Source organism: Wenjunlia vitaminophila DSM 41686 (assembly GCF_000380165.1).
GTDB lineage: Bacteria > Actinomycetota > Actinomycetes > Streptomycetales > Streptomycetaceae > Wenjunlia > Wenjunlia vitaminophila.
Genome location: NZ_KB904680.1, coordinates 63,697 through 81,817, shown reverse-complemented (window position 1 = coordinate 81,817; position 18,121 = coordinate 63,697). Strand labels below are relative to the sequence as shown.

General features: G+C 69.7%; 19 protein-coding genes. 11 read left to right on the top strand and 8 right to left on the bottom strand.

Translation table 11 applies throughout. The features are described 5' to 3' along the window. Positions 1-104: 104 nt before the first annotated feature. Both A3IG_RS34295 and A3IG_RS0117285 read right to left on the bottom strand, forming a co-directional pair. Positions 105-269 (bottom strand): hypothetical protein, encoded by a 165-nt coding sequence (locus tag A3IG_RS34295; RefSeq protein ID WP_018384841.1) that lies wholly within the window; start codon positions 267-269, stop codon positions 105-107. Further along, complete coding sequence (locus A3IG_RS0117285) at positions 266-1,369, bottom strand: hypothetical protein (protein WP_058032829.1); 1,104 nt, start codon at positions 1,367-1,369, stop codon at positions 266-268. Before A3IG_RS0117285 ends, A3IG_RS34295 begins: the two co-directional genes overlap by 4 nt. 424 nt (positions 1,370-1,793) lie before the next feature. Between A3IG_RS0117285 and A3IG_RS0117280 the strand changes: the two genes are divergently transcribed. After that, a complete protein-coding gene (locus A3IG_RS0117280; protein WP_018384839.1) occupies positions 1,794-3,980 on the top strand; it encodes an MMPL family transporter in 2,187 nt (728 codons plus the stop codon). Positions 3,981-4,501: 521 nt separating this feature from the next. On the opposite strand, the gene A3IG_RS0117275 is transcribed toward A3IG_RS0117280, so the two are convergent. Continuing rightward, entirely contained in the window at positions 4,502-5,164 is a 663-nt protein-coding gene (locus A3IG_RS0117275) for a response regulator (protein WP_018384838.1), read from the bottom strand. Further along, positions 5,161-6,291, bottom strand: coding sequence for a sensor histidine kinase (locus A3IG_RS0117270; protein WP_018384837.1), 1,131 nt, complete (start codon positions 6,289-6,291; stop codon positions 5,161-5,163). Before A3IG_RS0117270 ends, A3IG_RS0117275 begins: the two co-directional genes overlap by 4 nt. Before the next feature lie 241 nt (positions 6,292-6,532). On the opposite strand from A3IG_RS0117270, the gene A3IG_RS0117265 reads away from it, so the two are divergent. Continuing rightward, positions 6,533-7,075: a hypothetical protein gene (locus A3IG_RS0117265; RefSeq protein WP_018384836.1), complete on the top strand. Its 543-nt coding sequence runs from the start codon at positions 6,533-6,535 to the stop codon at positions 7,073-7,075. Between the two features lie 150 nt (positions 7,076-7,225). On the opposite strand, the gene A3IG_RS0117260 is transcribed toward A3IG_RS0117265, so the two are convergent. Beyond that, positions 7,226-8,164 carry a GlxA family transcriptional regulator gene (locus A3IG_RS0117260; RefSeq protein ID WP_018384835.1) on the bottom strand — a complete coding sequence of 313 codons (939 nt, stop codon included), beginning with the start codon at positions 8,162-8,164 and terminating at the stop codon, positions 7,226-7,228. Positions 8,165-8,358: 194 nt separating this feature from the next. On the opposite strand from A3IG_RS0117260, the gene A3IG_RS0117255 reads away from it, so the two are divergent. The 9 genes from A3IG_RS0117255 to A3IG_RS0117215 all read left to right on the top strand — a co-directional run bounded on the left by A3IG_RS0117255 (position 8,359) and on the right by A3IG_RS0117215 (position 16,207). After that, entirely contained in the window at positions 8,359-9,048 is a 690-nt protein-coding gene (locus tag A3IG_RS0117255; protein WP_018384834.1) for a DJ-1/PfpI family protein, read from the top strand. A 65-nt stretch (positions 9,049-9,113) separates the two neighbouring features. Next, positions 9,114-9,431 (top strand): hypothetical protein, encoded by a 318-nt coding sequence (locus A3IG_RS0117250; protein WP_018384833.1) that lies wholly within the window; start codon positions 9,114-9,116, stop codon positions 9,429-9,431. Further along, positions 9,428-9,904 carry a membrane protein gene (locus A3IG_RS0117245; RefSeq protein ID WP_018384832.1) on the top strand — a complete coding sequence of 159 codons (477 nt, stop codon included), beginning with the start codon at positions 9,428-9,430 and terminating at the stop codon, positions 9,902-9,904. Before A3IG_RS0117250 ends, A3IG_RS0117245 begins: the two co-directional genes overlap by 4 nt. Next, a complete protein-coding gene (locus A3IG_RS0117240) occupies positions 9,901-10,203 on the top strand; it encodes a hypothetical protein (RefSeq protein WP_018384831.1) in 303 nt (100 codons plus the stop codon). The genes A3IG_RS0117245 and A3IG_RS0117240 overlap by 4 nt, the downstream gene beginning before the upstream one ends. Then, positions 10,200-10,640, top strand: coding sequence for a DUF6010 family protein (locus A3IG_RS0117235; RefSeq protein WP_018384830.1), 441 nt, complete (start codon positions 10,200-10,202; stop codon positions 10,638-10,640). Before A3IG_RS0117240 ends, A3IG_RS0117235 begins: the two co-directional genes overlap by 4 nt. An 86-nt stretch (positions 10,641-10,726) precedes the next feature. Then, positions 10,727-11,812: a barstar family protein gene (locus tag A3IG_RS0117230; protein WP_026220361.1), complete on the top strand. Its 1,086-nt coding sequence runs from the start codon at positions 10,727-10,729 to the stop codon at positions 11,810-11,812. A 285-nt stretch (positions 11,813-12,097) separates the two neighbouring features. Further along, a complete protein-coding gene (locus tag A3IG_RS0117225) occupies positions 12,098-13,933 on the top strand; it encodes a DUF2075 domain-containing protein (protein ID WP_051087543.1) in 1,836 nt (611 codons plus the stop codon). A gap of 173 nt (positions 13,934-14,106) precedes the next feature. After that, positions 14,107-15,732, top strand: a complete 1,626-nt coding sequence (locus A3IG_RS0117220) for a serine/threonine-protein kinase (RefSeq protein WP_040911788.1) — start codon at positions 14,107-14,109, stop codon at positions 15,730-15,732. 259 nt (positions 15,733-15,991) lie between these two features. Beyond that, positions 15,992-16,207: a hypothetical protein gene (locus tag A3IG_RS0117215; RefSeq protein WP_018384826.1), complete on the top strand. Its 216-nt coding sequence runs from the start codon at positions 15,992-15,994 to the stop codon at positions 16,205-16,207. A 156-nt stretch (positions 16,208-16,363) separates the two neighbouring features. Here the strand turns inward: A3IG_RS0117215 and A3IG_RS0117210 are convergent, their stop codons facing one another. The 3 genes from A3IG_RS0117210 to A3IG_RS0117200 form a co-directional block, all read right to left on the bottom strand. Then, positions 16,364-16,543, bottom strand: a complete 180-nt coding sequence (locus tag A3IG_RS0117210) for a hypothetical protein (RefSeq protein ID WP_018384825.1) — start codon at positions 16,541-16,543, stop codon at positions 16,364-16,366. Between the two features lie 115 nt (positions 16,544-16,658). After that, a complete protein-coding gene (locus A3IG_RS0117205) occupies positions 16,659-17,468 on the bottom strand; it encodes a hypothetical protein (protein WP_018384824.1) in 810 nt (269 codons plus the stop codon). A 231-nt stretch (positions 17,469-17,699) separates the two neighbouring features. Further along, the gene (locus tag A3IG_RS0117200) at positions 17,700-18,008 is read right to left on the bottom strand and encodes a hypothetical protein (RefSeq protein WP_157862282.1); all 309 of its coding nucleotides are present in this window, start codon (positions 18,006-18,008) and stop codon (positions 17,700-17,702) included. Between the last annotated feature and the right edge of the window lie 113 nt (positions 18,009-18,121).

The window sequence follows — 18,121 nt, the reverse complement described above, 5'->3', positions numbered from 1 at the left end:
GACCCTCGACCGGTGTGCGGGCAGCGCCCGCACACCGTTGACCCCGGCGACCATCTGGCCTCTGGCCAGCAGTGACGTCCGGCCGTGGGACGTCACACAGCCGGTCAGTTCCCGCCGCGGTGGGTGCTCGCGGTGTGCACGAACCACTCCAGGACGGCGCACACCTCCTCGCTGTGCTTGGTGACCACCCGCAGCGGGAACGACGGACGGAGCTCCAGTTTCGCTTCGAGGAGCTCGACGCCGTGGCCAGCACCGGGGGCCGAGGTCACTTGGCGTGTGGGTAGGCGACCATGGTGTTCGTGGAGTCCTCCCAGAACAGACCGTATCCGGAGTAGTCCGCGAACGGGGTCACGACGTAGTCGCTGGCCTCGACCTGGCCGGTGGCCAGGTCGATCGTCACCCGCGGGTCGGTCTGGTCGGCGGTCGAGGCACCGATACCGAAGGCGGTGCCGTCATCGGTCACACCGCTCAGGTGAACCGGCTTGTCCTGGTCGGTCTCCTCGAAGCACAGACCGGTGCCCTTCTCCAGGTCGAAGGCCGTGTTGCCGCGGATGAGGTAGCGGCCGTTGGGGGACAGGGAGGCTCCGTCGGAGTCGTCGCCCCCACCGGGCACGCAGTCGACCTTGGCGCGGACCTCTCCCGTGGCGGGGTCCAGGACGGCCCAGGTGTCGTTGGCCACGCCGTCGTCGTGCCACTTCGCGATGAGGGAGTCGCTGATCGGGGCGATGAACACCTTGTTCTCACTGTTGGTGGTGAGAGACCCGCCCGACCAGGCTCCCGGCACCCAGTAGTGGCCGTAGGGCTGCGTGTCGGTGGCCAGCAGCGGCCCGCGCGGCGTGACGGCCACCGCCTTGGTCGACGCGAAGCACAGCTTGCACTCGGTGGCTGGCGGCTCCATCGTGCGCAGGTCGTACGTCTTCGTGGCGCCCGTGGCCGGGTCCACCGTCATCACCACGTCGTCGTCCAGGTGCACCAGCAGTCCGCCGCCGCCGTTGCTGACGACACCGTCGCCGTCCAGTTCGAGGTGGTGAGCCGGCTTGACGTCGTCCCCAGCGGCACGGGCGGGGAAGATGTCGATCGTCGTGACCTCCTGGCCCTTGCTGACCACGTCGGCGTCCTTGGCGCCGGAGGCGTAGGCGACCAGGTAGTCCTTCCCGTTCACGGTGGCCGAGAAGGCGGACATCATGCCGTGGCCCTTCACTTCGGACCGCCACAGGGTCTGGCCGTTGGTCACATCGAGCACGATGAAGGTGCCGTCGTTCTTCCCGCCCTGCCGGAAGACGGCGACCGCACCGGAGTGCCGCAGGGCGAGCTGGTCCCCCGGCAGGTCCGACTCCCAGCCGCGGGAGGGGTCATAGAGGTCGGGCACGGACAACTGTGTTGTCGGTGGGACCTGCTCAGGAGGGGCGGACGACGAAGGCTGCGTCGTAGCGGTCTGCGACCCACGGGACCCTTCCGGTTCATCGCTTCCCGAGCCTCCTCCGCAGGAGGTGAGGAGGCCGGCGGCCACCACTGCCCCGAGTACGCGCCCGAGCCGATTCACACGAGTTCCCCCGTTCAACACAACGTGCAGTAAGGCCTGTTGGCAACCAGAAGTATGCCTGGTCCCACCCAGTGCCCCCGATGCGTGGGGACGGCCGACTGCCACGGCCCGACTGACCGGCGTGTACTCCCGGCGGAGTACACCGTCCGCAGCAGACGCGGTCGGCGCAGTGTCTTCCTCCGTACGACGACACCGGGGAGCTTGATCACGAGCATTGAGCGCAACGCTCAATGACTCGAGGAGAAGACGAATGCCAACCGAGACTCCCCGTTCGGACGGAGCTCTGGCGGGACTGGCCCGGTTCTGTTACCGGCGCCGCCGCCTGGTCCTCCTGACCTGGATCATCGGCGTCATCGCCGTGGCGTTCGTCGGCTTCGGCTACGGCGCCGCTCCCGACAACGACTACTCCGGTGGGGACTCCGGGTCCGCCAGGGCACAGGCCCTGATCGAGAAGCACTTCCCCGAGCAGCAGGGGGACACGCTGACCCTCGCGATCAAGGCGAGGAAGGGCATCGACGACCCCGCCGCGCGGCAGAGGATCGAGAAGGTCCTCGCCGATCTCGAGGCGTCACCGGTCACGGGACCGGTGACCTCGCCGTACCAGGACGAGGACCTGGTGACCAAGGATCGTCGCATTGCCCGTACGACCATCCCGCTGACCGACAAGGACCTGGACAAGTCCGACGTCAAGCCCCTGGTGACCATGGTCAAGGACGCCTCCGCTGACGGCGTGACGCTGGGACTGGGCGGGGACGAGGCAGAGAAGGCCGAGACACCCGCGCAGGGGCCGACCGAGAGCGTGGGCGTCCTGGTGGCGGCAGTGATCTTGTTCATCGCCTTCGGGTCACTGGTGGCGATGGGTCTGCCGATCGTGACGGCCCTCATGGCGATCCTCGGCGGCATCGCCCTGACCAAGCTCGTGGGGTACCTGGTCCCCTCACCGGACTTCACCGTGCTCGTCGCCGCGTTGATCGGGCTCGGCGTCGGCATCGACTACGCCCTGTTCATCGTGACCCGCTACAAGGAGAGTCTGCACGACGGTGACGAGCCCGAGACCGCCACGGTCAAGGCCATCACCACGGCGGGTCACGCGGTGCTGTTCGCCGGCACCACCGTTATGATCGCCCTGCTGGGCCTGGTCGCCATGGGGCAGAAGATGATGACCGGCGTGGCCATCGGCGCGTCGGTGACCGTGCTGGTGACGATGATCGCCGCGGTGACCCTGCTGCCGGCCTTCCTGGGCTTCACCGGCCACAAGATCGATTCGTTGCGCCTGCCCCGTCGGACGTCCCGCCGGCGCGCGGCCGTCAGCGTCCCGTCCCGGGAGCGCCGCACCGCCGCCGAGCGCTGGGCGGGCGTGGTGCAGCGCAGGCCACTGGTCGCCGCGGTCCTGGCCACCGCGGGCCTGCTGGTGCTGGCCGCCCCCGTGCTGTCGATGCGGCTGAGCCTGCCGGACGCCAGTGTCCAGCCCCACGACAGGAGCAGCTACATCTCCTACGAGATCGTCTCCGAGGGCTTCGGCCCCGGGTACAGCGCACCCCTCATCTTCGCCACCCCGGTCGAGTCCAAGGACGCCGATCTGCGTCCCGTCGTCGAAGCGGTCCGCGGGACCGAGGGCATCGCCTACGTCACGGAGCCCCGGTTCAGCAAGGACGAACAGGCCGCCACCTTCGTGGCGTTCCCCAGGACCGGATTCCAGGAGGAGGCGACCGCGAACCTGGTGCACGAACTCCGCGACGACGTGCTGCCCGAGACACCCGGAGGCGACGATGTCCACGTCGGCGGCCCGAACGCCGGCGCGATCGACTTCGCCGAGGACACCAGCTCGCGCCTGCCCCTGATGATCGCGGTCGTCATCTCCATGTCCCTGCTGCTCCTGGTCGTGCTGGTCAGGTCGGTCACGATCGCGCTCCAGGCCGCCGTGATGAACCTGCTGTCGATCGGCGCCGCCTACGGCGTGCTGGTCGCGGTCGTCCAGTGGGGTTGGTTCGGTTCGGCCCTCGGCTTCCCCACCGACATGCCGATCACGACCTGGGTACCGATGATGATGTTCCCGCTCCTGTTCGGGCTTTCGATGGACTACGAGGTCTTCCTGATCTCGCGGATACACGAGGAGTACGAGCGCACCGGCGACACCGGGACGGCCGTCACCCGCGGACTGGCACGCACCGCCAAACTCATCACGGCCGCCGCCGCCATCATGATCGCCGTCTTCACGACCTCCCTGCTCGGCCCCGACGTGTCGGTCAAGCAGATCGGTCTGGGCATGGCCGTCGCGGTGTTCATCGACGCCACCATCATCCGGATGGTCCTCGTCCCCGCGGTGATGGAACTGTGCGGCAAGGCCAACTGGTGGATGCCCGGGCGTCGGGCGCCGAAGGCCCTCCCTGGCACCCCGGCCGCACCGGCCGAGGTGGGCGAAGAGGTCAACGTCTGACCTTCCTCGTTCCGAACGCGGGCACTGACGGTTCCGGGGAGTCCCACCCATGGCTGGGGTACGACTGTCGGCAGGCACCACCGTGTACGAGGACGCCGGCGGCGACAAGCCGGTCCTCGTGCCGGTCCGGCCGACGGAGCGGACGCCGACCTGTCGGTCCTCGGAGTGGCGCGGCTCTGGCCGGGTTGTTCGACCAACTCGACCCGCGGGACGGAACGCCGGCCAGCAACGACTGGGGCGGCCCGCCGGCGCTTGTCGTCGAGGGCCCGCACCAGCGGATCGGTCGGCTCGTCATCACCTCCCGCGAGGCGTTCGACGACTTCCCGCCCGGGTTGTCGGGAAGGAACCTGTTCATGTCGGCAAGGCTGCCCGGAGGGCTCAACGTCGCCCTCCGGGCGGTGAAGCCGAAGGCCGTCCGGCGCGCGCCGATGACCTGGGGCTGGATGAGCGAACGGCCGGTGCCCGACGAGGTGACAGTCACCTGCCCGCCGCCGACGCCGTGGCACGGTGGCCCCTCGGCGTCAGCCGTTCCGGGGGGCCACCAGGCCGGACTCGTAGGCGAGGACCACGAGGTGGGCGCGATCACGGGCGCGGAGTTTGGCCATGGCCCGGTTGATGTGGGTCTTCGCGGTCAGTGGGCTGATCACCATGCGGTCGGCGATCTGGTCGTTGGACAGGCCGTGTGCGACCAGGACGACGGCTTGGCGCTCACGGTTGGTCAGCTCCTTCAGCCCCGTGCCGGCGCCGAGGTGGGGCGGCTGGGCGACGAAGCGGTTGATCAGCTTGCGGGTGATCGACGGCGCGAGCAGCGCGTCACCGCGTGCGGCGACCCGCACGGCGTGGAGGAGGTCCTGCGGCACGATGTCCTTGACGAGGAACCCGGCGGCGCCGGCGCGCAGCGCGTCGAACACGTACTCGTCGAGGCCGTAGTTGGTCAGGATGACGACGTGCACCCCGTCCAGCGTCGGGTCCGCGGCTATGCGCCGGGTCGCCTCGATGCCGTCGACGACCGGCATCCGGATGTCGATGAGCACGATGTCGGGCACGTGCTGCCTGGCGAGCGCCACCCCCTCCATGCCGTCGGCGGCCTCGGCAACCACCTCGATGTCGTCTTCGAGGTCGAGGAGCGCCCGGAACCCGCTGCGAAGGAGCGGCTGGTCATCGACGAGCAGGACACGGATCACGGCGTTCGGTCCACCGGAAGCTCGGCCTGCACGGTGAAGCCGCCCTCGTCGCGGGGTTCGGCCCGCAGGTGACCGCCGAGGGCGGTGACGCGTTCGTGCATCCCCAGCAGTCCGATACCGGGCAACGGGGCTGTGCCCGGCACGGCCTTGCCGTCGTCGTCGACGCGTATGGCGAGGGCGTCCGCACGGTAGCCGATCCGGACGGAGGCCGTGCTGGCGGCGGCGTGGCGGGCGACGTTGGTGAGTGACTCCTGGACGATGCGGTAGGCGGTCCGGTCCACCGCGGCCGGAACGGCGCACCGTTGTCCTTCGATCGTCAACGTGGCGGCCAGTCCGCTCGTACGGGCCCGTTTCACCAGCTCCGGCACGTGGTCGAGGCCGCGCGGCGGGGCCGTGTCGTCGTCCCGCAGCGCCTCCAGGGTCGCCCGCAGGTCCCGGGCCGCCTCCCGACCCGCCTCCTGGATCGCCAGCAGGACCTCGGGCACCTGCTCGCCGCGCCTGCGGGCCACGTGGACGGCGACTTCGGCCTGCACCTTGATGACCGAGATCTGATGGGTGAGCGAATCGTGCAACTCCCGCGCGATGTGCAGCCGCTCCTCGTCGGCGCGACGCCGCGCGGTCTCCTCGCGGGTGCGCTCGGCCTCGTCCGCCCGCCGCTCGGCCTGCCGCAGCGCCTCACCCGCGGCACCGGCGGCGACCAGCCAGCCGAGCTCGATGACGCCCCGGGTCCGGGCGAGCGCCTCGTCCACGGGCCCGCCGTGGGAGGAGGCCAGGGCCGTGAGCGGGAGAGCGACCAGCAGGGCCACCGATGCCGCCACCGTGATCCTGAGGTGCCCCGCCCGCACCGCGGCGTACACCGCGAACAGGTACGCCACGGCCGGCACCTCAAGACCAGCCGCCTGACAGCCCACCACGCACAGCCCGGTGACGACCAGGACGGCAACCGGGGCCCGGCGGCGCGCGCCCAGCGCCAGACCGCCGACCACCAGCAGTGCGTACCCCAGGAGGTCGAGATCCGTGCCGGTGTGATCGCCGGAGAGCGCGGCGCTCAGCAGCATCGCCGCCACGCACACGGCGATTGCCCAGTCCCTGACACCGGCCCGGACAGCGAACCGTTTCGTGCTCATACGCACGCACCCTAGCCGGACGTCACCGCGGGCGAGTCCGGCTGACGGACGAGCGTCCGCTACCGCGCACGCAGTACTTCGACGCGGCCGGCCAGCCCCTGCCACCAGGGCGCACCTCGCGCCTCGGGACTTCACCACCAGGCGGAACGAAGCCGCACCACGGGCGGTGTTGGAGGGTACGCCCAGTTGCTACGGTCTCAGCCCGGACCGATGGTCTCCGGGGTGGAATCGTGGGGGAGCGGTGGAGAGCGGACCCAGCAAGGCAGCAGCCTGGATCAGTGTGGTGGCGGGCACCATCGCCATCCTTGCGTTCTTCGGGGTGAACAACTTCGAGGAACTCAAGCAAGCCGTCGCCGACAGCGCGCGGTCGGACGATTCGCTGGTGGACCCCTGCGAGGCCTTGTCCACCGAGTACCTCGACAACCTGCGCGTGGGCGAGGCGAAGCACGCTGGGGACGAGTTCCGGATGGACTGGCCAAAGCCGAAGAGCGGAAATCCCTACTACTGGTGGCAGTGCTTCTGGCCGGGACCGAACCCGGAGGTCGGCGGGGGGAACCTGGTCATCGGCTACTCGCAGAGCACGCAACCGAGTACGGCAGGCATGCAACCGATGAACGGCATCCCCCACGCGACGTACGGCCCTCAGAACCCGGGCTACGACTCCTCCTGCTATGTCGACTGGCCAATCTCCGGCGGCAGGGGCAAGGCATCCGTGTGGTACGGCGGAACGTGCTCGGACACGATGCTCATCGCCCGCAAGGCGTACGAGAAGCTCTCCCGCTGAAGCGTGTTGCGGGACGCTGTGGCGTCGGAACCGTTGCCGCGTTCCGCGTGGCCGCGCTCGCGGGCCGGGTCCGCTCGTTCGACACGGGGGGCAACGCGACAGCCATGGGCGCCGTGCAACCGGATCGACGGCGGTGCTCCGAGTTACTGGTTAGCTGAACGTGCGCCGGTAGGTCTGCGGGCTGACGCCGGTGGCGCGTTTGAAGCGGTCCCGGAAGGTGGTGGGTGAGCCGAAGCCGACCTGGTAACCGATGCGCTCCACGGAGTGCTCCGTGGTTTCCAGCAGGTGCTGTGCCTGGCGGATGCGGGCTCGGTGGAGCCACTGGAGCGGGGTGGTGCCTGTCTGGTCGCGGAAGCGCCGGATCAGGGTTCGGGTGCTGGTCCCGGCCCGCTCGGCGATGTCGGCAAGGGCGAGGTCGCGGGCCAGGTTCTCCCGTAGCCAGGTGAGCAGCACCTCGAGCTCGGAGCCCTGCGGTGTGGGTGCGTGGTCGTAGACGATGAACTGCGCCTGTCCGCCCTCCCGTTCGAGGGGCATCACTGACAGGCGGGCGGCGTCGGCGGCGACGGCCGAGCCGTAGTCACGGCGGATCATGTGCAGACACAGGTCCATACCCGCGGCGGCGCCGGCCGAGGTGAGGAACTGGCCGTTGTCGACGTAGAGGACGTCCGGGTCGACGTCGATGTCCGGGTGGGTGGCGGCCAGAAGCCCGGCCGCGCGCCAGTGGGTCGTGACGCGCAGCCCGTCGAGGAGCCCGGTGGCAGCCAGGGGGAAGGTGCCCACGCAGATGGAGGCGATCCGGGTGCCGTCGGCAGCGGCCGACCGCAGCGCGTCGTGCACGGCGGGAGGGAGCGAGGTAGCGAGATCGGCGACGCCCGGCACGATGATCGTGTCCGCGCCCTTGAGGCCCTCCAGACCCCAGGGGGCACGCAGGGTGAAGGCCCCGGCGTCGACCTCCTCGCGCTCCGCGCACACCCGGACCTGGTAGCCGGGTCGCCCGTCGGGCAGGCGGGTCCGGGAGAACACCTCGATCGGGGTGGACAGGTCGAACGGGATCACCCGGTCCAACGCGAGAACGGCAACCGTGTGCATGGCTATAACATACCTGGCCATCAGCCCGACGGACCCGGGACCGTACTCCGGAATCTCCATATCGCCGCAGCTCACACCCTTCGTGGGAGTGTTGTCACTATCCCGTTGAAACCTGTCGCTAGTGCCACTGGGCGGGCGCCCGGAAGGCCGGTTGACTTCGGAGCGTCCCGATGGAGCCCCCCGAAGGAACACCCATGCACATCCAGGTCGTCCTGTTCGATGGCTTCGACCCGCTCGATGCCATCGGCCCGTATGAGGTGCTGTACGCCGGCGGCTCGGCGTCGGACGGCGCGGTGACCGTCGAGCTGGTCACCGCGGAGGGCCCTCGCGAGGTCGTCAGCGGCACCGGAGGACTGACGCTGCGCGCCGCCGGCGCCATCGACCTGGAGCGCGCCGACGTGCTCCTGGTGCCCGGCGCCTCCGGCCGCGTGGGCGAACCCGGCGAGGTCCCGGACGAAGAGGTGGGCGCCGGCGAGTGGAAGCAGGACGAGTTCGTCCCGGTGCTGCTGGGCCGCACGCTGACCACCGAGCTCCCCGCGCTCCTCAAGAAGGCAATGGACGACCCGGACATCACCGTCGCCACCGTCTGCGGCGGGTCGCTCGTCCTGGCCATGGCCGGCCTGCTGGAGGGACGTCCCGCCACCACCCACCACCTGGGCCTGGACATGCTGGACGCCACCGGCGCCCACGCGGTCCGCGCACGCATCGTGGACGACGGCGACCTGATCACCGGCGCCGGAGTGACCTCCGGTCTCGATCTGGGCCTGTACCTACTGGAACGCGAGGTGGGCCCCCGCGTCGCGCACGCCGTCGAAGAACTCTTCTCCCACGAGCGGCGCGGCACCGTCTGGCGCGCGCAGGGCCCGACGCCCACCATCCCCTGAGCCCTCGGCCCTTCGCAGACCAGGCACTCACCATCCCCCCCCGCACCGTCAGGAAGACCATCAGCATGTCCGTCGAAGGCACCTGGAACCTGTCCATCTCCACCCCCATCGGCAAGATCAAGGCCGTGGTCGAACTCCGCGAGCAGAACGGCGTCCTGACCGGCGTCGCCCACGGAGCCGGCGAGGACGTGGCACTCGCCGACATCACCCTCGCCGGCGACCGGCTCACCTGGAAGCAGGCCATCACCAAGCCCGTGCGGCTGAACCTGACATTCGACGTGACGGTGAACGGCGACACCCTCCAGGGCACCTCCAAGGCCGGCTGCCTTCCGTCTTCGAAGGTCGCCGGCGAACGCCGGACCACCCCGGAGCACCAGGCGTGACCAAGCTTCTTCTCTCCTTGCACGTCCTGGCCGCCATCACCACCGTCGGCCCGGTCACCGTCGCCGCGAGCATGTTTCCCGCAACGCTGCGCCGCGCCCTCGACGCCTCCGACGACAGCGAGGCCCGCGCCACTCTGAAGACGCTGCACCGGATCTGCCGGGTCTACGCGGGCATCGGCATCGCGGTTCCCCTCTTCGGCTTCGCCACGGCCAGCAGTCTCGGTGTCCTCGGCGACGCCTGGCTGATCGCCGCGATCCTGCTGACCGCGACGGCCGCCGGCGTACTGACACTCCTGATCCTGCCCGCCCAGGACCGCGCCCTGGCCGAGACGACGGGTTCCGCCTCGCGGGTACCAGCGCCGCTCCCCCCGACGCCGGGCCGCCTCGCCACGGCCACCGGCATCTTCAACCTGCTCTGGGCCACCGTCACCGTACTGATGATCATCCGTCCCGGCTCCACCACGGGGGCATGACCATGCACCTCCGGCCCCCGCCCCATCTGCGCATCGCGGCTCACGCCGAGCTGATCTCCCTGGTCGTGATGCTGACCAACGTGTTCACCGTCCACCTCAAGCCCGTCTCATCCCTGATGGGCCCCACCCACGGCTGCGCCTACCTGTTCGTCGTCGTCGGGACCTGGCGCCTCAGGCGGGCCCCGGCCGCCGTCAAGGTCCTGGCCCTCGTTCCGGGCGCCGGGGGGCTGCTCGCGCTGCGACTGCTCGCCCGCGGTGATTCGGCCCGCTCCCAGGAGGAAGAAGCCATCCCCTCATGAACCTTGTGTCACCGGTGATCGTCGGCACCGTCTACTGCCTGCTGATGTCCCTGATCAAAGAACCGCACCGACGCCGCCTCAATGCGATCATGGTGGGCGGAGCCGGCGCTGCCTATCTGAGCGGGGGCGGATTCGGCCCGTGGGAGCTCCCGTTCGTCGCACTCATGGCCTACGTCGCCTACCGGGGCCTGGACTCCTGGACCTTCATCGGCATCGGCTGGCTGCTCCACACGGCCTGGGACACGGCCCACCAACTCAAGGGCAACCCGATCCTGCCGTTCTACCACGACTCATCCATGGCCTGCGCCATCTGTGATCCGGTCATCGCTCTGTGGTGCTTCCGCGGAGGCCCTCCCCTGACCGCGCTCGTCCGCCGCGGGCTCAGGCCCGGCCGGACAGCGGACCACGCACACGATCACGCCTCTGCCCCCTCCTGACCAGGCCGCACCGAGTCACCCGGGGTCGCCCCGAGCGCGCTGGGAAGGGCTTCGTCGTGAGGGCCGGGTCCGGGCATCATTGCCCCGTGCATGAGGACCGGGGCCGTCACGGGCGGGGGCGGTACACGCTGACGGAGACGGAGCACGGCCACGTGTGGGGCGTGTGCGCCGTGGCGGACGGACTCTTCGGGGAGCCCAGGCGCGGGACGTACGAACTGTTCGGCTGGGCCCCGGAAGGTGCCGAGGTGCGTGGCTGGGTCGGCAGCAGGGTGTGGCTGGTGCCGGGGGACGAGGCGCTCGGCCCCTGGCTGCTGGAGGACGTGGAGAGCCTGGGGCAGCTCTCCGGGACAGGGAGTCTCGTGCTCACCGGCCTGGACGACCACGAAGGCCCACCGGAGGGACACAGGGGTCCCGTCCGCGTGCACGACGGGCACCAGTGGCTGGGTTGCTGCCAGGAGTTCGCCCGCGTCCTGCCGTCCGAGCGGGCGCGGCCCCCGCTCGTCCTGCGAGGGCTCGCCCCGGGTGACCAGTTGCGGGCGGCACTGGCCAAGGGCACCCGGCGGGCGTTGGACCTGGGCGAAGCCGCCCTGGAGTTGTGTGACGACCAGGGCCAGCCACTTACCGAACGGCACCTGTGGACCAGGGTTCGTGCTTGGCGTCCGTCCTCGTACGGGACGGGTCTGATCGACCTGGAACTCGATGGGGAACTTCTCACGCCCGTTCCCGAACACGCCCGGCAGATCTGGGGGCAGTGGCTCGCCGGACCGCCGGGGGCCCCGGGTACATGGGCGGGCCTCGACACCCGGCGCCGCGGGGCCTGGCTCGATCTCGTCCGAGAGCGGGCCTGCCGGCGCGCTCACCGTGACCGGCCGCCTGGTCACCACTACGAACTCGACGGCCGGTACGTCACCGATGTACCGGGCCTCTACCTGGCGCTGGGCGAGGCGGTGAACGGGCCGGGTGGCTACTTCGGCGGCTGCCTCGCCGCCCTCGACGACTGCCTGCGCGGAACCTTCGGCTACACAGCCCCCGCAAGCCTGCTCTGGCGGGGAGCCGCGACCGCACGCGAGCACCTGTCCCCAACCCTGACAGCGGACGGACACCCCCACGACCTGTTCGCCGAGGTCCTCGCAGCCCTGGCTGAGGGTGGTATGGACGTCACCCTGGCGTGAGTCGTGGTCTGCCCGACACGGAACCCCCCACGGCGTGCCGGCCCGGTGCGGTCCCGCACCACGGACCGGTCGGGCAGCGCCCGCGGCACTGTCACCGCCCGACGATAGAGTCACTCGGAAAATCCAAGCGGCCCGCCGGGCTTCCCGCACGGATGCTGTCCACGGTCAGCGTCTGAGGACATGCCCCCACCCGCACGAGCTCCTTCGTGCTGCCTGGGGGACTGTCTCTTGCCACACCACGACTCCGCGCTCTTCCGTGACTCCGCCGACGCGGTGGCCGCTGAGATGTTCGCCAACTCGCTGGCCCTGAGGATGACTGAGCAGTTCGTGCGCGCGTACGGTCACCGGCCCAGCTCCCAGGAGCGGCGCTCCTGGGAGCGCAGCATCCCCGCGCTGGTGAGCGCCCTCCGGAGCGCGGGGCTCGGTCAGGTGGAAGTGCTGCTCGAGTACGCGTTGCCGCTGAACAGCAGGCGAGCCGACGCCGTCCTGGCCGGCGTGCACCCAAGGACCGGTGCCCCCTCCTACGTGGTCGTTGAGCTCAAGCAGTGGTCGAGGGCCTTACCGGACGACGACGACCAGTCGTTGTGTCACGTCGAGGGTTACGGACGCCCCGTCCTGCACCCCGTCGACCAGGTCCGTGGCTACTGTCGTTACCTGGTCGACTTCAACGGCGCTCTCTCCGACCACCCTGAACGCGTCTGCGGTGCGGCCTACCTGCACAACGCCACGGAGAGGGCCGTGGACGGTCTCCGACAGCGCGACGAGGACGCCTACGGGGCACTGTTCACCGGCGACCAGCGTGGTGAGTTCGCGGACTTCCTCCGCGCCAGGCTCGCTCCCAGGTCCGGCGCCCAGGCCGCGGACGCACTTCTCGCCGGCAGGATCGCTCCGTCCAAGCAGCTCATGGACGTGGCCGCGGAGGAGGTGCGGAACCGCGAGCAGTTCGTACTGCTGGATGAGCAGCAGGTGGCCTACCGCATGGTGATGAACGCGGTCAGGCGAGCACGGCAGTCGGACCACAAGGAGGTCGTGGTCATCACTGGCGGTCCGGGAACGGGGAAGAGCGTCATCGCCCTGTCGCTACTCGGGGAGCTGTGGCGACAGGGAGTCACCGCGCTGCACGCGACTGGTTCCAGCTCGTTCACCACGACCATGAGGAAGGTCGCTGGTTCCGGGAAGCCGGCGGTACGTGACCTGTTCAAGTACTTCAACAGTTTCATGGTGGCCGAGCGCAACAGCATCGAGGTGCTCATCTGCGACGAGGCCCACCGCATACGCGAGACGTCGGCGAACCGTTATACCCGCGCTGCGCACCGCACGGGCAAGGCGCAGGTCGAGGAGTTGATCGACGCGGCACGGGTTCCGGTGTTCCTGTTGGACGAGCACCAGGTCGTGCGTCCGGGGGAGATCGGTCGGGTCGAGGACATCAGGGGGGCCGCCGACGCGAAGGGCCTCCAGTGCCGGGTGATCCCGCTTGACGGTCAGTTCCGGTGCGGCGGCAGCGAGGCATACCTGCACTGGGTGGTTGCGCTCCTCGGCCTCGACGGAGGCACTCCTGTTCCCTGGCTCCCTGACGACCGGATGGAACTCGTCGTCGTGGACAGCCCGCAGGAGATGGAGGGCTTCCTCGAGGAGCAGCGCGCTCTGGGCTACCGGGCGCGGATGAGCGCCGGCTACTGCTGGCCATGGACGAGGAACGTCTCGCCGGGGCAGGAGCTTCCCGCGGACGTGGTCATCGGAGACTGGTCCCGACCGTGGAACGTGTACGGGGACCGGGCCGTCTCGGGAGCTCCGCCGGCAGCGCTGTGGGCGACGGACGAAGCCGGTTTCGGGCAGGTGGGATGCGTCTACACAGCACAGGGATTCGAATACGACTGGAGCGGTGTGATCATCGGTCCTGACCTGGTGTGGCGTGGTGACCGATGGATCGTTGACCGGAACGCGTCCAGGGACCCGGTCTTCAGGAAGAAGACGCCTGACTCGGAGGTGGACCGGTTGGTTCGCAACACCTACAAGGTGTTGCTGACCCGGGGAATGATCGGCACGGTGATCTACTCCACCGACCCGGAGACCCGGTCCGAGCTCCGCGCACTCACCGCGGGGAACAGGGTGTTCGCGTGAAGTGATCTCGCCTGGACTCATCCGGTGAGGCCGAGGAGGGGGCGAACGCAACGGGCGGCTGGTTCGCTGGTCGTTGGTCGGTCCGGCGGCGGCGGTGGCGGTGATCTCCGCGGTTCGGCGATGATGGGCCGCGGAGGGCCGGTGCGCGTGAGGGGAGCTTCGTGGCGGATCTGATGTGGGGCAGTCCGCTGGACGGCCGGGACCCGACGACGGTGGGTCCGTACACGGTGCTCCGGGTACTGGGACAGGGCGGAATGGGCCGCGTCTACCTGGCTCGTGGTCTCGGCACGCGGCTGTACGCGGTCAAGGTGATCCGCCCGCACCTCGCGGACGAGGACGGGTTCCGGGCGCGTTTCGTCCGGGAGGCATCAGCGGCCCGGGCGGTGAGTGGAGCGTTCACCGCGCCGGTGGTCGAGGTGTCCGCGTCGGACGCGGAGCTGCTCTGGATGGCCGTCGCGTTCGTTGCCGCGCCGCCGCTCGACACCCTCATCGAGCGGGCAGGGGTACTGCCGCCGGCGGGTGTGTGGTGGGTCGCGGCCGGCATCGCGGAGGCGCTGTTGTCGGTCCATGGTGCCGGGTTGGTGCACCGGGACCTGAAACCGGCGAACGTGCTGGTGACCGCTGATGGACCGCGAGTGATCGATTTCGGGATCGCCAAGGCACTGGACGCGGTGGGGACGGCTTCCACGCAGGTGATGGGCACCTCGGGGTACATGGCCCCGGAGCACATCCGGGGAGCCGCCGGGCCGGCCAGTGACGTGTTCGCGTTGGGTGCGGTGATGGTGTTCGCGGCGACGGGGCACGCACCGTTCGAAGGGCCGAGCGCGGGCGATGTCCTGGCCCAGACGCTGTATCAGCCGCCGAACCTGAACGGCCTGCCCAGCGAGCTGGCTGACGTGGTGGGGCGGTGCCTGTCCAAGGAGCCGGAGGCGCGGCCGACCCTGAGCCAGATACTCGAGGAGTTCAGGCATCACCGGGACCGGACCTCCGCCCCCCACGCTGCAACGAGCTGGCTCCCCGCCAGGGCGCTCGCCGTGATCGAGGGCTTCGGCAGCCCGTCACCCACGGCCCCGACCGCCCCACCCCCGACATCGGCGACAACGCGTCCCATCACAGCGGACCTGCAGGAGCGCGCCCGTGAGGCACAGGCGCTGGGTGCGGCGGGTGACGCGGCGGCCGCGCGGGACCAGTATGTCGATCTGGTTCGTGACCACGTGCGGCTGCTTGGTGCTGATCACCCTGACACCTTGTTCGCGCGGGACTGGCATGCCTTCTTCACGGCTGAGGCGGGTGACGCGGGAGCGGCGCGGGATCTGTATGCCGATCTGGTTCGTGACCGCACTCGGGTGCTCGGCCCCGACCACCCTGACACCCTGCACGTGCAGAACCAGCACGCCCGCTTCACGGGTGCGGCGGGTGACGCGGGAGCGGCGCGGGACCTGTGTGCCGATCTGGTTCGTGACCGCACTCGGGTGCTGGGCGCTGATGATCCCCAGACCCTCCGCGCGCGGGACTGGCACGCCCGTCACACGGGTCTGGCGGGTGACGCGGTGGCCGCGCGTGACCTGTGTGCGGAACTGGTCCGTGACCACGTACGGGTGCTTGGTGCTGATCACCCTGACACCCTGTTCGCGCGGGACTGGCATGCCTTCTTCACGGCTGAGGCGGGTGACGCGGCAGCGGCGCGGGATCTGTATGCGGATCTGGTTCGTGACCGCACTCGGGTGCTCGGTGCTGATCACCCTGACACCCTGCACGTACAGGGCCAACTCGCCCACTACACGGCCGCGGCGGAATAGCGGGACGTGCTTGTCCGGTCGCTCATGTCCGGAGCAAGATGACGGGACCGCGGCGATTGCTGCGGCGAGGTGGGGCTGAGGGTCAGGGGCCGACGGCAGTCGCGGGCCGCTCGCCGGAGGGTGGCTGGGACGTCGTTCTGGCCGTCCCGCCAGTGGGGGGCATGAGGTTCGCAGACGGCGGGTGCGTACCACCCGGTTAGCCCTTCGTCGAAGGGTTGACCGCCAGGGTCGGCACTGGGAGGCGGAGGAGGCGGAAGCGGTGGACCCCGTTGAGGAGATGTTCTGGATCGCGGTCATCGTGGCTGCTGTGTGCTTCGCCGCCGTCGGCATCTGGAGTTGGCTTTGGGACCTTTGGTGGGAGCACTCCGGCAAGTACAAGCACCGCAGTGATGGCGGCCGCACGGGCAGTAGTGGCGCTGGCGGCGAGTTCGGCGGCGGTAGCGGGGGCGACGGCGGGGGCGACGGCGGCGACTGACCGCCGTCACACGACGGCTCGTCTCTGGTACACCCGAACTCCGGGAGAACGCCGCTGACGACGCCACGGGACTGTTGATCAGAAACTCGTGGAGTTCGCATCCCAGGTGCGGCGGACGTGCGGGCCACCGAAGGAGCCGCGGACGACGTGCGGCGCTCACCGACGTCCGTGGAAGGACCGGCGGGTCCCAGCGGCGGGGCCGGCCTGGTTGCGGGCCCGGTGCTTGGTCAGGCTGTGCTCGAGATCCGCGTTGACCAGCTCATCGGGGTTCAGCTCGGGCGTGTGCGGCGGCAGGAGGTGCGGCGTGACGTCGTCGGGCCAGGGCGGGCCAGTCACGGACCCGTCGGCAGGAGGTGATCCCTGGCGCAACCGCCTGCTCCGCGGTGCGCCGGAGGGCCCCGTTCGGGCGACATGATCGCCCGAACGGGGCCCTCGCTGTTCGGCCGGTGCGTCAGGCAGCCGTGCCCTCGTCGGCCATGTCCTCGAGCACGGACACGTCCAGCACCTTGTCGTCCGGCGGGGCCTGCACGTCCACCGGCTTGTCGAAGTCGGAGAAGACGATGGCGGCAGGCTGCGTGCTGGACTTGTCGTCCACCTTCAGCGGGTAGGGCTTGCCCACGGTGGAGACGTAAATGGTCCCCGTCCCGTCAGTGTCCTTGTAGTTCAGTTCGATGGCGGGTGTGCCGTTGACCTCGGTGACCTCGCCCTTGGTGTAGGTGGTCTCGGCGCTGTCCTCGGTCATCGACGCCGTCATCTTCTCCAGGTCGCAGGTCTCGACCATGTCCCCGTACTGCTCGTCGCCCGCGGGGACGAGCATGTAGCGGTCGCCCACGACCGCCTTGGCCGCATCGGCGTCCTTGCCGACGGCCATGCTCCAGAAGCCCTCGTCTCCCTTAAGCCAGAACGACTCGCCCTTGCGGAGCATCTCCATCTCGATACCCTCGAGGCCCATGGTCCCGCGGCAGTTGCCGCTGTTGTCCAGGAGCAGGTCCAGCTTGGCGCCGTCCGCCGTGCCGACCATGTGCATGGAGGTGGCCTGCTTCAGGGTCTCCAGGGACTTGTCGCCGATCTCCTTCGCGGACAACTCGGTCACGCCGTTGGACTCCGCCTGCTTCTCCTCCGGCTTGGACGAGGAGTTGGACTTGTCCTTCTGGAACGGTGAGCCCGGGTCCTTCGGATCGTCGTCACTGCCGCAGGCCGCCGCCCCGGCAACCAGTGCGCATACCGCCGCCGTCAGGGCCAGGCTCCGCCTGAGTTTCATCTAGCTCTCATTTCTGTTCTGTTCCGCCACGAGCCCCGACCGAGACACAGGGGTGACCGGCGCGCGGCGGACCCGGACGAGGCAGCTTACCTACCCTGGGTGACGTTCTGGCCAACGGCTCTGGTCGGCAGGCTGCCCGGGTACGCGTCGATGGGCCCCTGACCAGGGAGTCTGGCCGATCACCGAGCCGTACGGGCGCCGTGCGTCCGTCACCGAGTCCGGGTCCGCGTCTCAGACGGCCGTGGCGTCCGCCTCGGGCTCGTCGGACAGGGAGACGTCAAGCAGGATGCTCCGCCCACGGCCGTGGTCATCATCTACTTCCAACAACCGGGGGACACCCACTGTGGAGACGTGGATGCGGCCGGTGTCCTCGTTGCCGGGGTAGTTGAGCCCCCCTGTGGGTGTGCTGTCGACCTCGGTGGCCCCGCCCCTGCTGTACAACCATCCCTCGTGCCACTCGGCAAGGTCCTCCTGATGGCCCTTGAGTTCGCACAACGAGGTGAACTCCTCGAACAGCTCGTCCTCCGCGCTGAAGGTCATGTGCACGGACCTGGCGTGGCCGGAGGCGTCCACTGCCCTGTCGGCGATCTCCTGGGCGGGGAGTCGGACAGTCGCTCGACGGTGTCATTCGGTCGGGGCCTGGGGTAGTGCTC